The following is a 4,196-nucleotide window of genomic DNA, read 5'->3' on the forward strand; positions in this document are numbered from 1 at the left end:
GCCTGCGGCGGCACCGAGCCCGAAACCGCCATGGCGATGGCGACGCGGATCCCGGCCGAGCTGATCGGGCGCGCCGACATCGGCCGTTTGGCGCCGGGCTGCCGCGCCGATTTGCTCCACCTCGACGCAGAAGGGCGGTTGCGCCGGGTCTGGCAGGGCGGCAGGCCGGTCGGCTGAGGGCGGCTCAGCCCCGTGCCCCGGCATGGCGCGAGGTGAACCGCTGCACATCCGCCGCCTTGGGGCGCACCCCGGTGAACACCTCGACATAGTCGGGCATGCGCGCGATCCGGGCCTGCGGCGGTTCGTTCACCTGCATCGAGATATAGCCGATCTGGGTATAGATCGCGGTCATCGCCCGGGTATGGGCCTGTTCCGGCGTATAGTCATAGCGCAGGAACATTGCCGTCAACGCCTCGCAGCGCAGCCGGTCGGCGCGGTCGAGCCGGCCTTGCAGGTCGGCATCGTTGCGGGCCCAGTTGCGGATCGCCAGATCCAGCCGGGCGTCGAATAGATCCGCGTCCAGCCAGCAGTCGAACAGGTTGAACACCGCCTCGACGATACTGTCGGCAAAGGCCTCGCAGCGCGCCACCAGATTGCCGGTGTTCTTTTCCTCCCAGCGCGTCACCATCGCCTCGAGCAGCGCGTCGCGGTCGCGGAAATGCCAGTAGAAGCCGCTGCGCGACAGGCCCAGCCGCTTGGCCAGCGGCATCACCTTCACCGCCTCGACTCCGCTTTCGGTGAGAATGTCATAGGCCGCCGCCAACCAGGCGGCCTCGGAGTCACGTTTTTTCTGCCCGTTTTGCATGTTCGCGTCATAGCAGTCCGAAAAGCGACATACAAGAATATTGACACATGTGTCGAGTCAGGCAACATGAGTGTCGATACCAAGACTCCAACCCTGTCAGGATAGCCATCATGGTCGAAGCCAAGACCCGTCAGCGCCGCTCCCGGCGCAGCTCTTCGAAACCCGCGCGCTCGGCGGTGCCCGGTGAAAACCTGCATCTGCGGGTACCCTATATCACCCGCCGCATCCCGACTCTGGATCTTTTGGACGAGGAAAGCCTGCAGCGGATCGAGGCCACCGCCGACCGCATTCTGGCCGAGATCGGCATCGAGCTGCGCGAAGACGCCGAGGCGATGGCGCTCTACCGCGCCGCTGGGGCCAAGGTCACCGAACTGTCCTCCGAGGCTTGGAACCTCAAGTTCGAACCGGGCATGCTGCGCGAGATCCTGAAAACCGCGCCGGCCCGCTTCACCCAGCACGCGCGCAACCCGGCCAACAGCGTCGAGATCGGCGGCGACGCCATGGTCTTCGCGCCTTCCTACGGCTCGCCCTTCGTGATGGATCTGGACAACGGGCGGCGCTATGGCACCATCGCCGATTTCGAGAACCTTGTGAAACTGGGCCAGTCCTCGCCCTGGCTGCACCATTCCGGCGGCACCATCTGCGAGCCCACCGATATTGCGGTCAACAAGCGCCATCTGGACATGGTCTATGCCCATATCCGCTATTCCGACCGCGCCTTTCTGGGTTCGATCACCGCGCCCGAGCGCGCCGCCGACAGTATCGAGATGTGCCGCATCCTGTTCGGCAGCGATTTCGTCGACAAGAACTGCGTCATCATGGGCAATTTCAACACCACCTCGCCCTTGGTGCTGGACGGTGTCACCACCGAAGGCATCCGCACCTATGCCGAGGCCGGGCAGGGCTCGATCCACCTGCCGTTCCTCTTGGGCGGGGCGGTGTCGCCGCTGACCATGGCCGGGGCGGTGGCGCAGTGCCTCGCCGAATCCATGGCCTCCTGCGCGCTGACCCAGCTGGTGCGCCCCGGCGCGCCCGCCGTTTTGGCCGGGTTCCTGTCGTCGATGTCGCTGCGCTCGGGCTCGCCGACCTTCGGCACGCCGGAACCGGCGCTGGGCTCGCTGGTCATGGGGCAATTGGCGCGCCGCCTCGAGATGCCGCTGCGCTGCGCCGGCAATTTCTCGACCTCCAAACGCCCCGACGGGCAGGCCATGCAGCAGGCGATGATGTCGATGATGTCGGCGGTGCAGGGCGGGGCCAACTACATCCTGCACTCGGCCGGTTTCGTCGACGGGCTGCTGTCGATGTCCTACGAGAAATTCGTCATGGACACCGACATGTGCGGCGCGCTGCATGCCTATCTCAAGGGGCTCGAGGTCACCGAGGACACGCTTGGCTTCGAGGCGCTGGCCCAGAACGGGCCGGGCGAACACATGTTCGGCACCGACCACACCCTGCGCCATTACGAGACCGCCTATTGGGATTCCGGGCTCAACGACGATCTGCCCTTCGAGACCTGGGAAGAGCAGGGCAGCATTGACGCCGCGCAGCGCGCCAACCAACGTTGGAAGGACACGCTGGCGGCCTATGAGGCGCCGCATCTGGATGAGGCAACCGACGAGGCGCTGAAGGATTTCATCGCCCGCAAAAAGGCCGCGACGGCCGACGCCTGGTATTGAGGAGACCGTGATGTCGAAAGATCCGCTGCTGCAGCCCTATCAGCTGAAACACCTGACGCTGCGCAACCGCATCATGACCACCAGCCACGAGCCGGCCTATCCCGAAGACGGCATGCCCAAGGAACGCTATGCGGCCTATCACGCCGAGCGTGCCAAGGCCGGGGTGGCGCTGACCATGACCGCCGGTTCGGCCGCCGTCAGCAAGGACAGCCCGCCGGTGTTCAACAACATCCTTGCCTACAAGGACGAGGTGGTGCCCTGGATCCGCAACCTCACCGACGCGGTGCATGAACATGGCGCGGCGGTGATGATCCAGCTCACCCATCTGGGCCGCCGCACCGGCTGGAACAAGGGTAACTGGCTGCCGTCGGTGTCGTCATCCAAACACCGCGAACCGGCGCACCGGGCCTTTCCGAAACTGGCCGAAGACTGGGATATCACCCGTATCATCAAGGATTTCGCCGATGCCACCGAACGCATGAAGGAAGGTGGCATGGACGGGGTCGAACTGCAGGTCTACGGCCATCTGCTCGACCAGTTCTGGTCGCCGCTGACCAATGATCTCGACGGGCCCTATGGCGGCCAGAGTCTCGAGAGCCGGCTGCAGTTCCCGATGGACGTTCTGCGCGCCATCCGCGAGCGCGTCGGCGACGAGTTCATTGTCGGCCTGCGCTATACGGCCGACGAGGCCGCGGCCGGCGGCATCACCCCCGAAGAGGGGATCGAGATTTCCAAGCGGCTGGCCGCCAGCGGCATGGTGGATTTCCTCAACGTGATCCGTGGCCGCATCCACACCGACCCGGCGATGACCGACGTGATCCCGGTGCAGGGCATGGCCAATGCGCCGCATCTGGATTTCGCCGGCGAGGTCAGGAAGGCGACCGGAATGCCGACCTTCCACGCCGCCAAGATCCCCGATGTCGCCACCGCGCGCCACGCCGTGGCCTCGGGGCTGCTGGACATGGTCGGCATGACCCGCGCCCATATGGCCGATCCGCATATCGTCAGGAAGATCATCGAGGGGCGCGAGGACGACATCCGCCCCTGCGTCGGCGCCACCTATTGTCTCGACCGGATCTATCAGGCCGGCGACGCCCTGTGCCTGCACAACGCGGCGACGGGCCGCGAGCTGACCATGCCGCATGACATTGCCCCGGCCGAGGTGAAGAAAAAGGTGGTGATCATCGGCGCCGGCCCGGCCGGGCTTGAAGCCGCGCGCGTGGCGGCCGAGCGCGGCCATGACGTCACTGTCTTCGAGGCCCAGCCCGATCCCGGCGGTCAGATCCGGCTCACGGCGCAGAACCCGCGCCGCCGCGAGATGATCTCGATCATCGACTGGCGCATGGCGCAATGCGCGGCCCGCGACGTCACCTTTCATTTCAACACCTGGGCCGAAGCGGCGGATGTAACGGCGCTGAACCCGGATGTGGTGATTGTCGCCACCGGAGGGCTGCCAAACACCGAATTGTTCGAATCCGGCAAGCAGCAGGAGCTGGTTGTCACCAGCTGGGATCTGATTTCGGGCGATGTAGCTCCGGGTCGCAACGTGTTGATCTATGACGAAAGCGGCGATCATCCGGGGCTGATGGCGGCGGAAATCACCGCCAATTCCGGGGCCCGCGTCGAAGTGATGACTCCGGACAGAATGTTGGCTCCGGACATAATGGCGATGAACCTCGTGCCCTATATGCGGGCGCTTCAGGACAAGGATACGC

4 protein-coding genes are annotated in these 4,196 nt (G+C 65.3%); 3 read left to right on the forward strand and 1 reads right to left on the reverse strand.

Features of this window, described 5'->3' with window-relative positions:
* A partial coding sequence (locus tag ABZD10_RS14020; RefSeq protein ID WP_372887406.1) for an amidohydrolase family protein occupies positions 1-177 on the forward strand: 177 nt, incomplete at its 5' end.
* A gap of 7 nt (positions 178-184) precedes the next feature.
* Here the strand turns inward: ABZD10_RS14020 and ABZD10_RS14025 are convergent.
* On the reverse strand, positions 185-805 hold the full coding sequence (locus tag ABZD10_RS14025; protein ID WP_372887402.1) for a TetR/AcrR family transcriptional regulator: 621 nt from the start codon (positions 803-805) through the stop codon (positions 185-187).
* A 110-nt stretch (positions 806-915) separates the two neighbouring features.
* Here ABZD10_RS14025 and ABZD10_RS14030 point away from each other — a divergent pair, with 110 nt between their 5' ends.
* Both ABZD10_RS14030 and ABZD10_RS14035 read left to right on the forward strand, forming a co-directional pair.
* Complete coding sequence (locus tag ABZD10_RS14030) at positions 916-2,481, forward strand: trimethylamine methyltransferase family protein (RefSeq protein WP_372887403.1); 1,566 nt, start codon at positions 916-918, stop codon at positions 2,479-2,481.
* Positions 2,482-2,491: 10 nt separating this feature from the next.
* The coding region (locus ABZD10_RS14035; protein WP_372887405.1) for an FAD-dependent oxidoreductase at positions 2,492-4,196 on the forward strand (1,705 nt) is incomplete at its 3' end.

The sequence above is a fragment of the Shimia sp. genome (genome assembly GCF_041624275.1).
In the GTDB taxonomy this organism is placed as follows: domain Bacteria; phylum Pseudomonadota; class Alphaproteobacteria; order Rhodobacterales; family Rhodobacteraceae; genus Shimia.

Bases quoted from the DNA above. Each gene is read 5' to 3' on its own strand.
- ABZD10_RS14025 (WP_372887402.1), bottom strand. From the start codon at position 805: ATGCAAAACGGGCAGAAAAAACGTGACTCCGAGGCCGCCTGGTTGGCG.
- ABZD10_RS14030 (WP_372887403.1), top strand. From the start codon at position 916: ATGGTCGAAGCCAAGACCCGTCAGCGCCGCTCCCGGCGCAGCTCTTCG.